General features: G+C 65.4%; 15 protein-coding genes and 4 tRNA genes. 8 read left to right on the forward strand and 11 right to left on the reverse strand.

What is annotated here, in order from left to right:
* Positions 1-161: 161 nt before the first annotated feature.
* From DMC61_RS37740 to DMC61_RS37760, 5 genes are all read right to left on the reverse strand, one after another.
* Positions 162-698, reverse strand: coding sequence for an HIT domain-containing protein (locus DMC61_RS37740; protein ID WP_016334783.1), 537 nt, complete (start codon positions 696-698; stop codon positions 162-164).
* Positions 695-2713 carry a threonine--tRNA ligase gene (gene thrS, locus DMC61_RS37745; protein ID WP_199750201.1) on the reverse strand — a complete coding sequence of 673 codons (2019 nt, stop codon included), beginning with the start codon at positions 2711-2713 and terminating at the stop codon, positions 695-697. Before thrS ends, DMC61_RS37740 begins: the two co-directional genes overlap by 4 nt.
* A 180-nt stretch (positions 2714-2893) precedes the next feature.
* Positions 2894-3508, reverse strand: coding sequence for a malonic semialdehyde reductase (locus DMC61_RS37750; RefSeq protein WP_125695283.1), 615 nt, complete (start codon positions 3506-3508; stop codon positions 2894-2896).
* Between the two features lie 109 nt (positions 3509-3617).
* Positions 3618-5144, reverse strand: coding sequence for a sugar transferase (locus DMC61_RS37755; RefSeq protein ID WP_199750196.1), 1527 nt, complete (start codon positions 5142-5144; stop codon positions 3618-3620).
* An 893-nt stretch (positions 5145-6037) separates the two neighbouring features.
* Positions 6038-6109, reverse strand: a tRNA-Val gene (locus DMC61_RS37760).
* Between the two features lie 400 nt (positions 6110-6509).
* On the opposite strand from DMC61_RS37760, the gene DMC61_RS37765 reads away from it, so the two are divergent.
* From DMC61_RS37765 to DMC61_RS37780, 4 genes are all read left to right on the forward strand, one after another.
* Positions 6510-6935: an SsgA family sporulation/cell division regulator gene (locus tag DMC61_RS37765; protein WP_005159130.1), complete on the forward strand. Its 426-nt coding sequence runs from the start codon at positions 6510-6512 to the stop codon at positions 6933-6935.
* A 136-nt stretch (positions 6936-7071) separates the two neighbouring features.
* Positions 7072-7144, forward strand: a tRNA-Gly gene (locus tag DMC61_RS37770).
* Between the two features lie 25 nt (positions 7145-7169).
* Positions 7170-7240: transfer RNA gene (locus tag DMC61_RS37775), tRNA-Cys, on the forward strand.
* Position 7241: 1 nt separating this feature from the next.
* A tRNA-Val gene (locus DMC61_RS37780) sits at positions 7242-7316 on the forward strand.
* Between the two features lie 49 nt (positions 7317-7365).
* On the opposite strand, the gene DMC61_RS37785 is transcribed toward DMC61_RS37780, so the two are convergent.
* The 3 genes from DMC61_RS37785 to DMC61_RS42175 form a co-directional block, all read right to left on the reverse strand.
* Positions 7366-8724, reverse strand: coding sequence for a tyrosine-type recombinase/integrase (locus DMC61_RS37785; protein WP_125695284.1), 1359 nt, complete (start codon positions 8722-8724; stop codon positions 7366-7368).
* Positions 8725-8787: 63 nt separating this feature from the next.
* Positions 8788-9099, reverse strand: a complete 312-nt coding sequence (locus tag DMC61_RS37790) for a helix-turn-helix domain-containing protein (protein ID WP_233595078.1) — start codon at positions 9097-9099, stop codon at positions 8788-8790.
* A 177-nt stretch (positions 9100-9276) separates the two neighbouring features.
* Positions 9277-9555, reverse strand: coding sequence for an XF1762 family protein (locus DMC61_RS42175; protein ID WP_370456444.1), 279 nt, complete (start codon positions 9553-9555; stop codon positions 9277-9279).
* A gap of 12 nt (positions 9556-9567) precedes the next feature.
* Here DMC61_RS42175 and DMC61_RS37800 point away from each other — a divergent pair, with 12 nt between their 5' ends.
* Both DMC61_RS37800 and DMC61_RS37805 read left to right on the forward strand, forming a co-directional pair.
* Complete coding sequence (locus DMC61_RS37800) at positions 9568-9903, forward strand: hypothetical protein (RefSeq protein ID WP_199750197.1); 336 nt, start codon at positions 9568-9570, stop codon at positions 9901-9903.
* A 684-nt stretch (positions 9904-10587) separates the two neighbouring features.
* Positions 10588-11343, forward strand: coding sequence for a DUF5753 domain-containing protein (locus DMC61_RS37805; protein ID WP_125695286.1), 756 nt, complete (start codon positions 10588-10590; stop codon positions 11341-11343).
* Positions 11344-11887: 544 nt separating this feature from the next.
* Here DMC61_RS37805 and DMC61_RS37815 read toward each other — a convergent pair.
* Complete coding sequence (locus tag DMC61_RS37815) at positions 11888-13120, reverse strand: Shedu immune nuclease family protein (protein ID WP_233595079.1); 1233 nt, start codon at positions 13118-13120, stop codon at positions 11888-11890.
* A gap of 506 nt (positions 13121-13626) precedes the next feature.
* Complete coding sequence (locus DMC61_RS37820) at positions 13627-14388, reverse strand: GNAT family N-acetyltransferase (protein WP_125695287.1); 762 nt, start codon at positions 14386-14388, stop codon at positions 13627-13629.
* Positions 14389-15251: 863 nt separating this feature from the next.
* On the opposite strand from DMC61_RS37820, the gene DMC61_RS37825 reads away from it, so the two are divergent.
* Together DMC61_RS37825 and DMC61_RS37830 are read left to right on the forward strand one after the other, a co-directional pair.
* Positions 15252-16679 (forward strand): MFS transporter, encoded by a 1428-nt coding sequence (locus tag DMC61_RS37825; protein WP_158634162.1) that lies wholly within the window; start codon positions 15252-15254, stop codon positions 16677-16679.
* Positions 16680-16690: 11 nt separating this feature from the next.
* Entirely contained in the window at positions 16691-17044 is a 354-nt protein-coding gene (locus DMC61_RS37830) for an antibiotic biosynthesis monooxygenase (protein WP_125695289.1), read from the forward strand.
* A 63-nt stretch (positions 17045-17107) separates the two neighbouring features.
* On the opposite strand, the gene DMC61_RS37835 is transcribed toward DMC61_RS37830, so the two are convergent.
* A complete protein-coding gene (locus DMC61_RS37835; RefSeq protein ID WP_158634163.1) occupies positions 17108-18232 on the reverse strand; it encodes an ROK family transcriptional regulator in 1125 nt (374 codons plus the stop codon).
* Positions 18233-18434: the final 202 nt, after the last annotated feature.

The raw sequence follows: 18434 nt of genomic DNA on the forward strand, positions 1-18434 counted from the left end.
CAGGACGTTTTTCGTCCTGAACGACCCTTTCATGACATCAGCCACTGCCCGCGCCCGCGCCCCCAGGCGCCCACCGGCGCGTGCAATGAACGGTCCTTTCCTTGCAAATTTTGCAAGGAAAGGACCGTTCATTGCATCCGGGCGGCCGAGTACGGCCGGACCTACCAGGCGTCCGCCAGCAACTGCCGCGTCTCTCCCAGCAACTGCGGCAACACCTTCGTGTGCCCGATCACGGGCATGAAGTTCGCGTCGCCGCCCCACCTCGGCACCACGTGCTGATGCAGATGCGCGGCGATCCCCGCGCCGGCGATCACGCCCTGGTTCATCCCGATGTTGAACCCGTGCGCCGACGAAACCTCCCGGATCACCCGCATCGCGTGCTGGGTGAACTCCGCCACCTCGACGGTCTCCTCCGGCGTCAGATCCGTGTAGTCCGCGACATGGCGGTACGGCACGGCCATCAAGTGCCCGGGGTTGTACGGGTACAGGTTCAGCACCGCGTACACCGTCTTCCCGCGCGCGAGGATCAGCGCGTCCTCGTCACGCTTCTCGGGGAGATGGCAGAACGGGCAACCCTCGTCGGGCCGCTTCGACCCCTGCACGTAGGCGAGCCGATGCGGGGTCCACAGACGCTGCAACGCGTCCGGGACCCCCACACCGTCCTGTCCGACGGCTTCCGGGCCATCGGGGCCCGTCACCGGAGTACCGCCTCCAAGCCCGCCACGGTCGGCGAAGCGTTCTCACGGCGCTGGACCCAGCCGGCGATCGCTTCGACCGCGTCGTCCACCGAGACGCCGTTGATCTGGCCGCCGTCGCGGAACCGGAACGACACCGCGCCGGCCTCGACGTCCTTCGCGCCCGCCAGGAGCATGAAGGGCACCTTCTGCGTGGTGTGGGTGCGGATCTTCTTCTGCATCCGGTCGCCGCTCGCGTCGACCTCGACCCGGATCCCCTTGGCCCGCAGTGCCTTCTCGACCCCGCGCAGGTGCTCGACCTGGTCCTCGGTGATCGGGATGCCGACCACCTGGACCGGCGACAGCCACGCCGGGAACGCGCCCGCGTAGTGCTCGGTCAGCACGCCGAAGAACCGCTCGATCGAGCCGAACAGCGCGCGGTGGATCATCACCGGACGCTGACGGCTGCCGTCGCCCGCGGTGTACTCCAGTTCGAACTTCTCGGGCAGCATGAAGTCCAGCTGGATGGTCGACATCTGCCAGGTGCGGCCCAGCGCGTCCTTCGCCTGCACGGAGATCTTGGGCCCGTAGAACGCGGCGCCACCCGGATCCGGCACCAGTTCCAGCCCGGAGTCCACGGCGGCGGTGCGGAGCACCTCGGTCGCCTCGTCCCACACCTCGTCCGAACCGATGTACTTCTCGTCGTTCCGAGTGGACAGTTCGAGGTAGAAATCGTCGAGACCGTAGTCGCGCAACAGGTTCAGTACGAAGTCCAAAAGGGACTTCAGCTCACCGGGGACCTGCTCCAGGGTGCAGAAGATGTGCGCGTCGTCCTGCGTCATGCCGCGCACCCGGGTCAGGCCGTGGATCACGCCGGACTTCTCGTAGCGGTACACGGAACCGAACTCGAACATCCGCAGCGGCAGTTCCCGGTAGGAACGCCCGCGCGAACGGAAGATCAGGTCGTGGAACGGGCAGTTCATCGGCTTGAGGTAGTAGTCCTGGCCGGGTTTGCGGACCGAACCGTCCTCGTTGTGCTCGGCGTCGAGGTGCATCGCCGGGTACATGCCGTCGCGGTACCAGTCGAGGTGACCGGAGGTCTCGAACAGCGCGCCCTTGGTGATGTGCGGCGAGTAGACGAAGTCGTACCCGGCTTCGACGTGCCGCTGCCGCGAGTAGTTCTCCATCTCCTGCCGGATGATCCCGCCCTTGGGGTGGAACACCGGCAGCCCCGAGCCGATCTCGTCGGGGAAGGAGAACAGGTCCAGCTCCACACCGAGCTTGCGGTGGTCGCGCCGCTCGGCCTCGGCCAGCCGCTCCAGGTAGACGTCCTGCGCCTCGGCGGACTCCCACGCGGTGCCGTAGATCCGCTGCAGCTGCGGGTTCTTGTCGTCACCGCGCCAGTACGCGGCGGCGACCCTGGTGAGCTTGAACGCCGGGATGAACTTGGTGGTCGGCACGTGCGGGCCGCGGCAGAGGTCGCTCCACACGCGCTCCTTGGTGCGCGGGTCGAGGTTGTCGTAGATGGTCAGCTCGCCGCCGCCGACCTCCATCACCTCGGAGGTGTCCACATCGGACTTGATGTCGACGAGTTCGAGCTTGAACGGCTCGTCGGCCAGTTCCTTCTTGGCCTCGTCGACCGAGTCGAAGACGCGGCGGGAGAACTGCTGCGCGCCCTTCACGATCTGCTTCATGCGCTTTTCGAGCGCCTGCAGGTCTTCCGGCGTGAACGGGGTGTCGACGGCGAAGTCGTAGTAGAAGCCGTCCTTGACCGGCGGGCCGATGCCCAGCTTGGCCTGCGGGAACTGCTGCTGCACGGCCTGGGCGAGCACGTGGGCGGCCGAGTGGCGGATGACGCTGCGGCCGTCCTCGGTGTTCGCCGCGACGGCTTCGACCTCGACCTCGGCCTCCGGGGCCCAGGCGAGGTCGCGGAGGTTCCCCTCGGCGTCGCGCACGACGACGATCGTGTCCGGCCCCTTGGTCGGCAGCCCGGCTTCGCGGACCGCGGTGCCCGCCGTAGTGCCCGCCGGTACCACCACGCGCGGGGCGGTTGCGGCTGCTACTGACGACGGCTGGGACACGATGGACTCCTCGCGGTTAAAGCGGATGGTTCCCGTGATGTTAGTCGTCAGGTGCGGCGCGGCTCACGCGCATTACCCCTAACACCACGAAGGCCTCCTTCCCATCGGAAGAAGGCCTTCGTGTGGCGAGGAACGAGGTCAGACGGTCTCGACGACCTCGTCGAAGTCGAGCCGCGGCAGGCGGTCGAACCAGGGGTTCTCGCCCGGCTTGCCGACGTTGATCACGACGAGGGACTTCCACGGCTTGTCCCCGAAGAACTCCTTGTCGATGCCCTCGGCGTCGAAGCCGGTCATCGGGCCGGCGGCCAGCCCGGCGGCACGGACGCCGATGATGAAGTAACCGACCTGCAGCAGCGCGTTGAGCTTGGCGGTCTCGACGCGGCCCGCCTCGTCGGCGAACAGGTCCTTCGCTCCCGGGAAGTGCGGGAAGGTGCGGGGCAGGTTCTCGTGGAACTCGGTGTCGGCGGCCAGTACGACGGTCACCGGCGCGGCCTCGGTCTTCGCGCGGTTGCCCTCGGACATCAGCGGGGCCAGCCGCTTCTTGCCCTCTTCGGTGCGGATCACCAGCGCGCGCAGCGGCTGGTTGTTCATCGACGTCGGGGCCCATTTGACCAGCTCGTAGATCGCGCGGATCTGCTCGTCGGTCACCGGCTCGTCGCTGAAGTTGTTCGCGGTGCGGGCTTCGCGGAACAACAAGTCCTGAACGTCCTGCGGGAGGTTCAAGGCTTCGGTCGGCTCAACGCTGGTGGTCATGGGTGAATCTTCCTTCCGTACGCGTCCTTGTACCCGTCCCAACCTAGTTGAGCGCTGAACTATTTCTCGCTCAACTATCTCTGCGTGTGGGTCCGGTCACAGGAAAGCGTCAGTAGGCACCTCGTCCCTGCACCACGGCACGGAAGGTCTTCCAGAGGATCACCAGGTCGAGGGCCAGCGACCAGTCCTCGACGTAGCGCAGGTCGAGGCGGATGCTCTCGGCCCAGCTGAGGTCGCTACGGCCGCTGACCTGCCAAAGCCCGGTCAGCCCCGGCTTGACCAGGAGACGGCGGCGTGCGTCGGGAGCGTACTTCGCGGTCTCCTCGGGCAGCGGCGGACGAGGGCCGACGAGCGACATCCGCCCGCTCACGACATTGAGCAGCTGCGGCAGCTCGTCGAGGGAGTACCGGCGAAGCAGACCGCCGACTCGCGTCACCCGCGGGTCCTTCCGCATCTTGAACAGCGGGCCCGCGCCTTCGTTGTCCGCCTGGAGATCCTGCTTGAGCTTGTCGGCGTTCGTGACCATCGTGCGGAACTTCAGCATCGTGAAGGTGTGCCCGTCGCGGCCGACGCGACGCTGCCGGTAGATGACCGGGCCGTGGTCGTCCAGCTTGATCGCGACCGCGATCGCCAGCAGCAGCGGGGAAAAGAGGGTGAGAAGCAAGGCGGAGCCGAACCGGTCGAGCGCCTCCTTGACCAGACGGCGGCCGCCGGTGAACATCGGCGCGGTCACCCGCAGCAGCGGCATGCCGAGCACGCCGGAGACGTTCAGCCGCGGCCCGGCGACCTCCATGAGCATCGGCGCGACCACCATCTCGGCCGAGGTTCCTTCGAGATCCCAGGCGAGCCGCTGGAGACGCTTCGGGTTCCAGTGCTGATCGGCGGTCACGGCGACCACCCGGTAGCCGCCGCGGCGGACATGGCTCGCGAGGTCGTCGAGCTTCCCGACGATCGGGACGCCTTCCACCTCGCCGCTCCCCCGCTCCGCGCCGGCACCGGAATATGTGCAGACGGCTTCCACCCGCCAGCCGACATGCGGATCGGCCTTGGTGCGGGCGATCAGGTCGGCGACCGTGTCGGGACTTCCGGCCGCGAGCACCGGCAACAGGCATTCACCGAGCCGTCTGCGCCGGTGCAGCACCTGTCTCAGCGCGTATCGCTGCAGGAACATGAAGACCGAGATCATCGGGACGACGATGAAGACCCACGGCTGCACGGCGAGCGCGCCGAAGAGCAGGCCGCCCAGCGCGACGAGGACGGCGGTGGCCACGAGGCCGCGCCCCAGCGTCCGGTACTCCTCCGCTCCCTCGCCCAGAACACGCGGGCTCCAGGCACGGCAGGCCGACAACCCGAACAGGAAGGCCGCGGCGGTGCCGAGCGCGTGCATGTCGTGCGGATCGGATCGATCGATCAAGAAGGCGCTCATCACGATGAGCACGAACGCGGTGAAAACGTCACTACCGATGACCCAGGCGCGGTAGCGCGATTCCCAAGCCGCGTAAGGGGGCCGCGCCGACGTGGTGTCGACCGCGGCGGCATCGCCCGCACCCCTTTGGGGAGGAAGCGGAATCGACTGGAGGTCGATGTGCTGCGGCGTCCCGTTGACGGTGGACGACGGCCGCACCGACTCTTCCATCAGACCTCCCGGAGTGGGGATTCCCGAACGCCGGATCAACACGCTGAGTAAATGAGACTGATCTCGAAGAGTGATCGATTCTCAGGGTCTCTCAGCGGCCGATGGGGCGACACACGCCAAGGTATCGGCCACTCTCCGGCCATCGTTACAAGGATTTCCAGCCACACCCTGGGCGAGCATCCGGCAAATGAATGCCGCGTTGATAACAAGATGATGACGATGCGTAATAGACCGTATCCCCCGAACAACTACTCAAAGTAGTCACCAATTATCAAGACTCACGGCCACTTGGAGCACCGCTTCCCCGATCGGCCGAACAGCCCGGAAAACTCCAAAATGGACGGTTCCCGGAAGTCGATCTCCGGCCGGTCCATTGTGGATTTCACCCACCGGGAGGACCGCGGCCCGCCCGGCGCACCCACCGGCCGCCGACCTACCTTGTCAATCGGTCACCGGTGTGGCGTTTCGTCACATCACGTCAGCGTCACGACGGCCCTGCGAGCGGAGCCGGACGAGTGAGCCGCCCGACCATGCCCCACATCACTTTCTTCATGGTCTGGACCTTTCGCCGGGGGTTTCGTGCCGAGGATCACAAAGAAGTCTCAATGATCGGATCATGCGACATTTTCGTGGCGCGACACGAGATCTCCGGCGAATGTCCACACCGGCCCGAAGGGTGGACTTCGGGGATCTTCGAACCGGCGGCTCCCCGCGTTCCCGATCGGCCAGTGTGGATCCACCCGCACGAGCCGGACCGCCCGCGACGGCAGAAGTACCGCCCCCACACAACCCGCGTCCGACCTGGGGATCGAATGCCCCCGGACGGCTCACCCGCCGACAGTGGCCGAGAATGAATCAAGGCCCCGGACCGATGGTCCAGGGCCTTCATCCGGTGGGCGATACTGGGATCGAACCAGTGACCTCTTCGGTGTGAACGAAGCGCTCTCCCGCTGAGCTAATCGCCCGCTCGCGGTGTTCGGCAGACTCTACCCCACGACTTTAGGGGGCCTGCAAACGGGTGGTTCCCTCCGACCACACTCCGCTCACCAGCAAGTACGGAGCGAACAACCGCGAGCTAGCCGGGGTTGTCCGGGCCGGGGGCCGCCCGCGACGCGTTTCGACATTCGTGCGACGGTGCTATCGCGTGACGACTAAACCGCGCAGTATGTACATGTGGACTGCCTGCAGGGCGCATGTAGGGCTGCGCGTCGCGCGGGTGATGATGGGGTGACGGAGTATGGACCCGGGGTCCGATGACCCCGTCCGGGTGATCTGCGGCAAAACCGCGTTCCGATCAGCCGGCCGATACGTCACATCATCGCCACTCGGTTCGACCGGGCCGGGAAGGAGACGAAGGGTAGGACGATGCGCAACGATCACGTGACGCTCCGCTCGACGGCGGTGTTCGACCTCCTGGCGCCGCGGACCCCCGCGGTTCCGGTCAAGGTTGAACTGCGATACGACACTCGCGACCCGTACGCGGTCGTGGCCGCCTTCCGCACCGGCCGCGCCGGCTGGGTCGAGTGGGTCTACGCGCGCGATCTCCTCGCCGACGGCCTCCTGGCCGACGCGGGCGACGGCGACGTACGCATCCGCCCCTCCGTCGAAGACCCCGAGTCCGTCCTCATCGAACTGAACTCGCCGTCCGGGCACGCCATGTTCGAGGCGTCCGCTCAGGAGCTGGCCGACTTCCTCGACCGGACCTACGACGTCGTGCTCCCGGGCAACGAGCACCTGTGGGTCGACGTCGACGACGCCCTGACGCACCTGATCCCCAACGATCTGGCCTGATGACGGCCTTGCGAACAGCAAGTGGCACCCCGGTTGCAGAGCCGTTTTCGGGATCGGATAGTGTTCACACACACCACGGCGACGGGGTGAGAGACAGAACCGCGAGGCTCTGAACTCCCATCCAGACCGAGGATGTGCGGATGTAGCGCAGCTGGTAGCGCATCACCTTGCCAAGGTGAGGGTCGCGGGTTCGAATCCCGTCATCCGCTCGGAAGGCCCTCTCGGGCCTGACACGGTGGAGTGGCCGAGAGGCGAGGCAACGGCCTGCAAAGCCGTGTACACGGGTTCGAATCCCGTCTCCACCTCGCGCGATTAGCTCAGCGGGAGAGCGCTTCCCTGACACGGAAGAGGTCACTGGTTCAATCCCAGTATCGCGCACCATCTGTTTTCGCAGGTCAGAAGCCCTGCTCCTCCTCGGAGGGGCGGGGCTTCAGTCGTTCAATGGCGATGAAATGGCGATGGCCCTCGGGGCCGTCTCCAACTGCCCGTCACGGAAAGTGGCGTGCAGGTGCGGGAACCACTCCCCCAGCTTCGTCCGCTCACTCGGCGTGAGCGCGACCAACGAACCGATCCACCGGGTCTCGAGCGCCTGCAGAATCTGACGGCGCATCAGCGGAGTCACGTGGTCGTAGACCCTCGCGATGCCTTTCATCTTCTGCCCGAGCCGCGCTCGCCGGGCGACTTCGGGGATGCCGTCCTCGGCGAGCCAGGTGCTGTGGCTATGCCGGCCCTCGTGGAAGGTGAAGGTCGGCAGGATCGGCTGCACCACTTCCGCAGACCGCGTGTGTTCAGCGTCACTGCCGTCCCACACCGGGCGCCAGTACCGGTTGCGGAAGTTCGACCGCCGCAACGGCGCACCCTCGGCACTGCAGAGGATGAACGGGAAGCTGTGGCTGTCGATCAGCTCCTCATAGAAGACCGCGATGCTCGGCGGCAACTCCACGCTCCGCGTGCCCGCCGGAGTCTTGGTCCTGCCCTTCTTCGCCCGACCGCCCTGTCGTCGCGGTGTCACCGGGCGAGTCGGCCGGGGACCGAGATCGGCGAGCCGCGAGGTGTCGACCCGGCGACCACCCTTGAACAATCGTCCACCGATCTCCTTCAGCGGCTCGCGGATCTGGATCGCCCGTGCTTCGCTGTCGTACTCGTGCCGCTGCTGACCGACCAACTCGCCCCACCGGGAACCGGTGTAGAAGTCGAGCAGACCGAGCACGAATCCGGCGAGTCCGAGTCCGCTCTCGTAGAGCCGCATCGACGCCCTCAGTGCTTGCACCGGAGTTGCGACGAGGTTCTCGATCTCGAACTCGCCCGAAGTGACCCGGATCCCGGCACACGGGTTCGCAGGAATCTTCCTCGCCTTGACCGCGGCACCCAGGATCGTGGAGAACAGCGAGAAGATCGACGCCACCGCCGAGTCGGCGTAGTCCTCGTGCAACTCCGAGAGCCACTTCTCGATCTCGACGTAGCTGTTGAAAATTCCGGCCAGCGGCCATGACGACCACTGCGGGAGTAGATGGTTGTCCAGAAAGGACCGGTACTTCGCCGATGTCGTCGGCTCCAGCCGCGGACCGACCGCGTCCATGAACTCTTCGGCGAACACGCCGAACAACATCTCCGCTTCCCGCGGGTCCAGCCACAGGTTGCGCCGGATCAACGCCTCCTGCTCCACACCCCACGCCTCGGCCGCCTTCTCGGTGTTGAAACCCGACCTGCTTCCCCACGTCCCGTCAGGACGTTTGAACCGAGCACGCCAGCCCGGCGGATCACCGTCGGTTGGTTGTGCGTAGGCCACGACGGATACCTCTCTTTCTTTGGCGAGCGCCCCGGCCAGTTCCGGGACGTAATGGGCCGACGCTCACGCAGCACGCATGCCACCGCGGTACGGACGCACCGCGTTCTTCGTCAACTGCACGATCTCCGCGACGTCCTCCCGGCTGAACCGGTAGTGCTTGCCGAACCGGCGATGCGGAAACACCCCGGCCGCAGCACGATCCTTCAACGTCCTCGGCGACAAGCCGAGCAACGCACCGACGTCCTCCGCTGTCAGCAGCGCGTCGGGATCGCGGGGCGCATGTGCCGCCAAGGTGCGGACCGCGCTGGCGAGCTCCCGGATCGAAGCCGCCAGCGCCGCACCGCCATCGACGGAATCCAGCGCGGAAGTGCTCACACGCGGACTGTCGTCCGTCACAACATTCACCTCCTCCAGTGATGCGCACAGCACGGTTCAGCAACGGATCAGCTGATCAGACGCGGTAGCTTCGGCCGATCGCCAGCTGTACCAGCTGAAACAGCTGGCGCACAAGGCAATCCTGAGCGGATCGGACGACCTACCCGATCGCGTGAACTACCGGTCCGCTCGGATCTCCCACCGCGTCCGCCGGATCCCATCGACACCGCGCGACTCGCGCGGTCGCGACACAGTGGACCAACCCGGACGCGGCCGAAGATCGGCGACCGGACGGAAACCGGCCGCGCGCAGACTCGCGCCACTTTCACCGTCCTGCGTGTAGGTGATCAGTCGCCGAAAGCCGAGTGTTCGAGCGACGCGCCACGAGACTCCGTACAGCTTGGAGTTGGCGTTCCGGGCCCCGGTCGTGCAAGTGCGCGTCACCTCGACGCTCACCCCGTCATCGAGGTGACGGGCAACAGGTCGCTGCGCAAGCTGATCGACCTACGAAGTACCGCCCAGTGGTCCTTCTTCCCCGTCGTCACGGCGGGCGAAGTCACCGAGATCCGCGGAGTACGCGCCTGGGTGTACGGATGGGCCGATGCGCTCTTGGTTCGTCACAGCAGTGATGCAGCCGCGCTTCGGGTGAATCCCGACGACGAGATCGTGTGGCAGCAGGACGGCGGCCTCGCCGAGGTTGTGGACCGCTTGAACGAACTGCCGCCCCCGAAATCCTCCCATTCGCCCTCCCTCGCCATTGGCCACGCGCGCCGGCTCCTCTGGATACCAGGTCGAAGTCTGTAACAACACAGCGTTCGCATTGACGTTTCGCGCCGTCGTATGGACAAATCGAGAGGATCAATGTTCGCCAGCGGAAACTCCTCGTCGACGCAGTGCGCCGAGGCCCATCGACCAGACCTTCAGGTGTCGAGCAGGACTCATCCGGCGTTCGACCTTGACTGGGCATTGGTGAACCTTCCGTCCCGCGAGGTACGAGCACACCACGTCTACGGCCCCCAATTACAGAGACGTGTTGCACGGGAGTACGAGCGCGACTACAACCTCACCGCGGCGAAACTCGCAAAGACTTACGGGACCTCGCCCTCGTGGATGCAGAGGGCCATCGAAAAGTCTGGCGTCGAACTCCGCCCCAAAGGAGCTAGACGCAAGCCCAGACCATACACCGACGCGCAACTCCGCACCGAATATGAAAGAGACCGGAGATCAGTTCGGACCATTGCACAGAAGTACTCCGTCGGACTCAGCCTGGTATATCGCGATATGACCAGGCTTCGAATTCCACTTCGCAGCGTCAGCGAGCAGCGACGTTTGGATCAATCATAAACTGACACGCGGCGAACATCTGGACAGCAAGAAGGAAAGACGGCAATGCGCAAAGATGATCCATCCCTCCCAAGTCGACTTCTCGGCAGTGAGATACGCCGCATACGGAAACGTGCAAAATATCAAGCAGTCGATATTAGTCGCATGACCGGAATCGGGTCTGCGAGCATTTCGAAACTTGAGAAGGGCATGCGAAGCCTCAGCACTGTCCAGGTAGCGTTTATTCTCGGACTCGTCAAAGCAACACCCAAGGAATTCTCCGACGCAATGACCATAGCAGGACTTGCCGCCTCAAATATCTGCACATTAAGGCACCCTGCAAGGTTCCCCGATCAAGTCGGCCCCCTTCTCGCCCTCGAGGAGCAAGCGACGAACGCGACGATCTTCGACCCAGCCGGAGTACCAGATCTTCTCCAGACCGAGTCGTATATTCAAGCCGAACTCTCGACACTCGACACGCCCGTTTGGGACCATGAGTCCTTGCTTGAAGCGCGGAAACTCCGTCAGCGACGATTCTCCAACCTCAACGGCATGCAAGCAACATTCTATCTCGACGAGCGAGTCTTGCGCCGTCATCCCAATGACGCTTCAGTGATGCGAGACCAGCTATTACATCTTACGTTCATGGCATCCACTTCACAATGTCATATCAGGATCATACGAGCGAACACTCCCGTTCCAGCCGCGCCCGGAATAGTAGGACTTTTCGAAGACCGCGAACTCCCCGCGCTGACGAAGACCGAAACCCCCTTCGCGACCATATTCTCCCAAGACGAAAGTGAAGTCAGCTTTTACAGAGACGAGTTCAAGAAGCTCAAAAACTACGCAATGGACGCAGATGAATCAATCGCCTGGATGGCCACACAGGCCGACAATCTCCAGCCGCTTGCGGCCGATTAGGCCACACTCGACGTTGCAGCCAAACCGGAAGCCGACTTCGCGCGGCCCCAGCTCGGCTCAGTGAGGTTTCGCGCGCTCACTAGCGAGAACGTCGCCGCGCGGTCAGAGGACACAGCGGGCGCAGCCCGCCTCTGCCGCCGTCGTACAATGCCGCCTCCGTCGTAGCCCCTCCCGACACCCTTAGCGTCCTCTAGCGAAACTCTCGGAGGATGTCAGGTCTGGGTAACCGTCGGGAGCACCCACCACCCGCTCACCAATAACGTGGACTTCGAAGCGCCGAAGGTCGTAGCCTCCGGCTTCCCACGCCATGTCACTTGTCTCCACGCGCCACTCACGCCCGGTGACACGCTCACGCACCAGCCAGCCCAGCCCGTCCACCTCCTTGACCTGCACGTCACGCTGCACTTGACCATGCAATCTAACACGACAATAGAACACATGTTCGCATCCAGGTCTGGGAGGGCGACCGCCGACGGACACCTCGGCGGCCCGACGTGCTCGCAGGCTGACGGAGAATGACGCCCAAGCGCCAGATGCCCTGACGCTAGGTCTCCCGGGGCGCGACGTCGTCTTCAGCCACGGTGACGTGCCATTCCGCGCGCGCAAGGAGTTCGTCGAAGGTCACGACTTCCGGTTCGTGAAGCTGTCGCCGATACAGCTCGAAGGAACGGATGCGGTCGCGATGATGCCCGCCGTCGCGCCCAAGGAGTTGGCCAAGGGAACCGATGACCAGGAAAGCCCGCGGCTTGAGCATGTAGGTGAACCCGCCTGGCACATCCGAGCCATCGGGAGCGACGTCCTCAAGGCGTTCACCGATCTCATTCACCGCTCGATGCACCGTGCCCTGCACCTGCGCCACTCCGCCGGCCAACTCGTCGGAGGGCGGCCAGCACCCTGACCTGTACTCGCTAGCGGACAGCAGTGCGGTGCGATGGGTCTTGATCTCGGCGAACACCATCGACTTGATCCGACCGGAAGTACGGAGCAGCGCGTCGGCCCGCTTGCCCACGCTGACGACCGATGCTCCGGCGACGACCTGTTCCAGCTTCCGGCCACTCCATGACGTGAGCAACTGGCCGGTGAGCGGCACTCCAAGTATCCACGGGTTGTCCTCGAAGAACCTTTGCCACACCGCCTCCCGCCGCCTCCCGGGAGTTTGCTCGACCTCGGCGTCGAAATAGTCGTCATCACTCAGCAGACGCCGGAACTTCTGCAGCTGACCGCGGCGATGCGACAACGCGATCACATCGCGCGCGGACTCATCGTCGGAGATCAACTGCCGCAGCTGCGATGGGTCTTCGCGATAGATTCTCGTCAACGACTCCGGATTGGCGAACAGCTCTCGCACCAGGGAGTAATCGACCCGTACGGACTGCTCACCATCGACTGGGATGCAATCGAGGGTGCGCAGCAACTCCACCAGCCGCCCTGCCTCCGGCTGTCTCAGGTTCAGCCTCGTCTCCACCTTTCCCTGGCCTTTGACCGGTACCCGCTGCACCCAGAGCTCACGGACGTTGCCCGCTTCCCGCGCGATCAGCAGCTTGACTTGGTACCGGCCGGCCGGGGACTCGGAGACCAGCCACTGCTCTCCATCGAGTTCCGCGGTTGACTCCGCCTCAGGATCGAACACCTTGTACACGAACCGGGCCGGTTGACCGTTGTCTGCGGAGTTCGGCCACGAGATCGGGAAGCTGGCCGACGCGTAGGTCCTGCTCGGAAGTCTGCCCTGCGCGTACGTCGTCTCGTCGACGTCTTCCCCCCACGGGTCCACATTCACGATTCGCACCCCGCTCCCTGCCCGGCCTCGAGTGGCCTCTACCGTCCGCTAGACCGTTGCCCACAGGGGTCGGGGGCCCACTGCCCGTCGTTACGGCGGTTACCACACCTAGACCGAATATGCGACAGCGGAAACTGGGGGCTGGCGCGCGGTGATCAACATGGCCGTCTGCGACACGGCGGGACCAAAGCGCTGTCGGCGGCCCTTTGTCACCGACCGCACGATCTCAGCCAAGTTACGAACTTCGACGGTAGCCTTTGTCCCGCCGCAACCGGATACCACAGCTACTACCAGTGATTCCTCAACGGCGCCACGACACCGGCCTCCGAGTCCCACTAGGACACTCAGTGAATAACCGTCGCCGATGCCGCGACTGATGCTCGACGCCGCAGTCGATCATCTCTGCCTCGAGTCCCGCATCGGCGGCTACGAAGGGCGCAGCGGAGACAACCGGCGACGTAAGTTGATCCAACACGTGCCGGGCCTGTGGAGCGCGCATCCCGTCGCTAGTTGACGGGACTGCGGCGTTCGAGGAAGACGGTGTCGTGCCAGACGCCGTCGCGTTGGGCGATGCGTTCGCGGATGCCGACGGTGCGGTAGCCGGCGCTGTGGTGCAGGGCGATGCTGGCGCGGTTGTCGGTGAAGATCGAGGTCTGCAGGGTCCAGAGCCCGGCGGCGTCGGCCTCGGTGACTTGCTTGAAGAGCAGCGCCTTTCCGACGCCCCGGCCGCGGTGGCTTTCGGCGACGTAGACCGATGTCTCGGCCACTCCCTGGTAGCACTCGCGCTCTGAGACGGGAGTGACGGCGGTCCAGCCGGCGACTTCGCCGTCGGTCTCGGCGACCCACCGATGCCCGGGTAGCCATTTGGCGTCGAGCGCCTTGCGGCTAGGGACCTCGGTCTCGAAGGTGGCGACGCCGGTAGCGATACCTTCGCCGTAGATCCGGCGGACCGCGGTCCAATCGCCGGGTTCCAGGGCGCGAACGGAGACGTCGTCGGGCACGTTGTCCGGGCAGCACGGGCGCGGCGCGAGCATGCCCATGACGGCGTCGGCCGCGTGCGGGAGCCCGCTCCAGCAGGCCTGGTTGATCGTCACAACCGTAGCGGTGCCCTCTTTCCGCAAGTGAACGAAACCCACATCGGCCAACTTCCGGACATGGTGGGAGCACGTGGACTGGCTGGTCCCGAGGATCTCCGTCAGCGCGCCAGGTGAGGCTGGTTGACGATGAGTACCCGATCCAGACACTCGCGACGCACACTGCCTACCCATCGCGCGGCGATCGCCTTCGCCCGAGCAGTTCGAGCAGGACTTCGCAGGACGTCGACTTCGCCGTGGATTCGCCGGTAACCTCGTCCCGGTCGATACCCGTAGGTCCACCGACGTCGCACCAGCGCCGCATGCCACCGCAGGATCGTGCGCGACGACACGACCAACCGCATCCGACGCCAGCCTGGACAAGGCTCCCCAACGCCGCACGATCGGCCCAGGTCAAACGCGGCCGCGCCACCTGACGCAGAAGCACCACTCCGATTCCGTAGCCGAACAGATCGGACGACAGCAGCCGGTCCCGCCTCGTGGACCGATCAGGTTGTGCCGCCTTCTCCACTCGAAGGTTTCGTGTTTGAGCCGTTCCGCCTCCGAACGAAGCCGCCGCCTCGGTAAGGAAAAACGAGTTCGGGGTGATGAAACGTGGTCACGTCGAAGATCTACCACCCCGAAGCGCCGACCTCGTTGTCCGGCTCTCATGGGGGCCTCTCGCGGTGCCGAAGTCCAGCAGGACACGGCGTGATCCTTTGGTGAGTGCTTCCCCTACGATTCCCGCGACGGGTCACTTTTCGTGTGCGCCCGATATCCGTTAGTACACGATTACTGCATCCTCGGCTGCCGCACCGGCCGGGCGAGCCGTCGTAGCGAGCGAAACGGATCCGGATGCCAGTCAAGGCCGCCCGCCCGCTGGGCGCACAAGGAACTGCGCGGGGCTCGGCACTTCTCGACGGCAAAGTGCCCGATAAGGACCCGTCCACGGCGCGGTTCGCGAGACCGGACCCGATCACCTGACCATGATGGCCGTCCGCACCCGGTCACATCCCCATCGACTTCCCATCCCTCCCCGGAGGAGAGAGGATCCTCCCATGTCCGAAAAGGCCTCGACGTCGACCGCGAGTGCGCCGGCGGACCCGCCGGACGGACCCGTGGTTCTCGCCCGCCTTGAACGGCTGCCGTTCACCCGTGTTCACCTCAGGGTCGCGTCGATTTTGGGTATCGGCACACTGATCGACTCCTTCGACGGTCTCGTCGTCGCGGTCGCCCTGACCTCGATTCTGACGACCTTCGGCGCCCCGCTTTCCGTCGCAGGCCCGCTCATCGCCGCCGGCTACCTCGGCCAGATCCTCGGCGCGGTCGGCTTCGGCGTCCTGTCGGAACGCTACGGTCGCAAGTGGGCGTACATCGCCTCTTCGGTAATCTTCGGTGGCCTATCGCTCACCGCGGCGTTTTCCTGGAGCGTCGACAGCCTGATGGTGATCCGGCTGGTGCAGGGAATCGGGCTGGGCGCGGAGGTTCCGGTCGCCGCGGCGATGTTCAACGAATTCGTCCGGGCGAACGCCAGGGGACGGATCGTCACCCTTTACGAAAGCCTGTTCATCTGGGGCATCCTGCTCGCCTCGCTCCTCGGTGGCGTCTTCCTGGCGGTGTTCCCGCCGGAGACCGCCTGGCGCGGCCTGTTCCTGATCGGCGCGCTCCCACTGGTGACAGCGGTGTGGGCATGGTTCCGGCTGCCCGAATCCCCCCGCTATCTCGTCGAGAAGGGGCGGGTCGGCGACGCCGATCGTGTGGTCGCCGAGATGGAGCGAGCGGTGCGGCGGCCGGACGGGGAAAAGTCCGTCACCGAGCCGGCCCCCCTTGCCGCCGCGGCGCCCCCGAGCGGACGCACCAGGTTCGGTGAACTGCTCAGCCGCGAATACCGCGGCCGGACCGTACTGCTGTGGTCGACCTGGCTGACCACGTTCTTCGCCCTGTGGGGCTTCACCACGTTCATGCCTACCCTGCTGGTGAAGATCGGCGGTCTCTCGCCGTCCGTGGCGTCGCTGCTGACCGGCGCGATCACGCTCGGAGACCTCATCGTGCTGTACGTGGCGGCGTGGACCCTCGACCGCATCGGACGGCGATTCTGGTTCATCACCGGCTACTCGCTCGCGTTGTTCGGTGCGGTCCTCGGTGTGGTGTCGATCGGCTTGTTCGGGGTGAGCGGCTGGCAGATGCTGTTCGCGTCGGGTGCGATCGTGCTGATCGGCGTCAACATCAACGCCCCGCTCATCTATATGTACAGCGCCGAGCTCTATCCGACCCGGATGCGGGCCTGGGCCACCAACGTGGGCAGTTCCCTGCGCAGCCTGGCCGCGGTCGTTTCGCCGATCGTGCTCGGCCTCCTCCTGGAGCAGCCCGGCGGCATCGTCATCGCGTTCGCCGTCTTCGGCGCCGCGCTGGCGATCGGACTCGGGGTCTTCGTCAAGCTCGGGATCGAGACGCGTCAGCGGTCACTCGAAGAACTCGCCCGTTAGAAAGGAACCTTGTGGAAGCGACGCTCATCAACGTCTTCATCGTCCCGACGGAGCGGGAGGAGGAGTTCCTGGCGAACTGGGACCGGACGTCGGCGGTCTTCCGGAAGACAGGGGCGCTGCTGGAGGCGCATCTGCATCGCAACACCGACGTGGGTGACAACACCTTCCGGTACATCAACATCGCCCGGTGGACCAGCGCGGAAGCCTGGCGCAAGGCGCACGAAGAGTACCCGCCCACCGAGTACCAGGTGCCCGGGGTGAAGGGACATCCGTCCATCTTCGAAGCGTGCCGCCACATCTACACCGAAAGCTCCCCTGTCCCGTTCGACACCGGGCACTGGATCGCGACGCCTGCCTGCGGCTGACCGTGCGAGTCCGTGAAGGACTCCTTGAGGGACCACAAGTCCCTCAAGGAGTCCTTCACGGACTCAAAGCCCGGCCACCGCCCGCGGCAGGGCGGTGCCGCGTTTGATCAGCCCCAGGACCGGCAGGACGGCCGCGCCGGTGAGCGTCGCGTCGACCTCGACCCGTCCGAGCAGGACGGCGGCCGGGGAGAGTCCGTGCTCTCGCCCTTGCCGGGTCGCCGCGTCCCGGATCTCCGGCAGGAACCGGGACCCGAGCAACTGGCCCGCCCAGCCGGAGATCACGAGTCGCGCCGGCGCGAGCAACGAGATGAGATTCCCCACCGCGGCACCGATGTACCCGGCGGTCTCCTGCACCAAGGCGCGCGCGTCCGCGCAGTGCTCCGCCGAGCCGACCAGCGTGCGCAGCCGTTCGAAATCATTTCCTTCCGTGGGGAATTCCCGTCCGGACAGTTCCAGGTAGCGCTCGAGAATGCCGCTCGCGCCGACGTACGCCTCCACACACCCCCGCGCACCGCAACGGCAGCGACGACCGCCGTAATCGATGGTCGTATGCCCCCAATCGCGAACGCGTTTCGCGGTTCCGTCGGCGACGAGGGAAGCCTCGACTCCGAGGCCTATCTGCACCACGACGGCCCGGCCGACACCGCGCGCGGCGCCGAGCCGGCTCTCGACCAGTGCCCGGATGTTGACCTCACGTTCGATGAACACGGGGATGCCGAGTCCCAGCAGACTTTCGAGTTTTCGGGAGGTCCAGGGAATCGCCTGGTGCGGACTCGCCGACGAGGGCAGCCCGATGCCGATGCCGCTCAGGGCGGAGTCGTGAACGCCGCTCAAGGACAGCAGGTGGCGAATACCGATGCCGAGTTCGCGGGCCACCTCGTCGATGTCCTGGACACCGGTCGGGAGTGCGCGCTTCACCACCTGGATCCGGCGGCACGACAGATCGAACAAGCCGATCCGCAAGGCCCTGCCGGTGATCGCGACGCCCACCGTGTAGCCGAACGTCGGGTTGATGTCGAGAAGCGTTCTGGGCCGCCCTCCGTTGGAGTCGGCCTTCCCCGCTTCCCGCACCAGGCCGTTCTGGACGAGGCCGGTGATCGACTGGGAGACGGCGGACGGGCTGAGACCGGTCGCCGCGCTCAGTTCCTTCCGGCTCAGGGGCCCGTCGAGGTACAAGGCACTCAGCACAAAAGATTCGTTCCCTCTCCGTACCACCCTGGTGCCTTCGCCACGCATGTACGGTGCTCCCCTCTGTCAAAGCACGCCGAATCCGCGAATACAGCGGACCATCGCATTCTCGTATCGGCAAGAGGATTGTCTTTTCGAGTCAGCGCGGGTGCACTTTCGAACCCCGGATTCCACCGTTCGTGAACATCTCAGGCTTCCGAGG

Origin of the sequence: Amycolatopsis sp. WAC 04169, from assembly GCF_003947535.1 — a bacterium.
Taxonomy (GTDB): Bacteria; Actinomycetota; Actinomycetes; order Mycobacteriales; family Pseudonocardiaceae; genus Amycolatopsis; species Amycolatopsis keratiniphila.